The sequence below is a fragment of the Candidatus Pelagibacter sp. genome (assembly GCF_052049815.1).
GTDB lineage: Bacteria > Pseudomonadota > Alphaproteobacteria > Pelagibacterales > Pelagibacteraceae > Pelagibacter.
This window is the reverse complement of the sequence record NZ_JBNGZG010000095.1, coordinates 1-1,136: the sequence shown is the minus strand read 5'-3', so window position 1 is coordinate 1,136 and position 1,136 is coordinate 1. Positions and strand designations below refer to the sequence as shown.

At 24.8% G+C, this 1,136-nt stretch carries 2 protein-coding genes; both read right to left on the bottom strand.

Annotated features, from left to right (window positions below):
* A partial coding sequence (locus tag ACTT9D_RS07400; RefSeq protein WP_440931139.1) for an AAA family ATPase occupies positions 1-581 on the bottom strand: 581 nt, incomplete at its 3' end.
* Positions 582-612: 31 nt separating this feature from the next.
* Positions 613-1,136, bottom strand: a 524-nt coding sequence (locus ACTT9D_RS07395) for an O-antigen ligase family protein (RefSeq protein ID WP_440931138.1), incomplete at its 5' end; no start/stop codon positions are given.

Genomic DNA, 1,136 nt, shown 5'->3' with positions numbered 1-1,136 from the left:
TTAATAAAATCAAAATTTTCATTATTTTTAAAATCAATTTTTTTTGTATTATCTAAAATTTGGATCCTTTCTTCATAATTTAAATCATCTAAAGAAAAAGATACTGAAAAACGATCTAATTGTGATTCAGGAAGTAGCGATGTTCCTGATAAATCTGAAGGATTTTGTGTAGCTATTATTGAAAAAGGTTTAGGTAATTTAAAGGTATTCTTATCAATAGTTACTGTTTTTTCCTCCATAGCTTCTAGAAAAGCACTTTGTGTCTTTGGGCTAGCTCGATTTAATTCATCAGCTAGTATAATGTTTGAGAAAATTGGTCCTTTATTTATCTCAAATTTATCATTTTTAAGATAAGTATAACCCAATATATCACTAGGTAAGAGATCTGAGGTAAATTGAATCCTTTTAAATTCTAAATTTAATGAGGATGTAATTGATTTTGCAAAAGTAGTTTTTCCAGTTCCTGGTAGATCTTCAATTAAAATATGACCCCCACTAATAATTGTTGCAAGTGAAATTTTGATTTTAAACTTATTTCCGATTATATGATTGGAAGCATTTACTAAAATATCTTTTAACATAAATAAGTCTTATTAATTTAATTTTATAATTTTACAAGTGTTGATTAATTTTATGAATTTCAGAACATAGAATACTTATACAAACAACTATATAAAAAGTAAAAGTGGGATGAAAAAATGTTCCATCTACTAAACTATGTATTGAAAGTGAAATTAAACTCAAACAAAATGGGACAATAACTAATAATTTTTTTTGTATTAAATTTTTAATAGATAAAAAAAATAGCCTTAAAAATAATATAAAAATAAGAATAGTACCAACAAAACCCCATTCCAATAAAAATTGAAATAAAATATTATGAGGTTGAGAATGTACTAATAATTTATGTAGGTTTCCAACCATCATATCGTTAAAACTTGAAATATAATAACTACCTGGACCCTTTCCAAAAAAAGGGTTTTCCAAAATCAATTTTATTGAATAATCCCACATTGCAATTCTTGCACTTTCAAAATCAATACCCTCATATTTAAGAACGTTTTCTCTTGTTAGAATTCTTTCTATAATTTCATGATTGCTAAATAGATTTGATAAATAATAAGCAATCGGTAAAC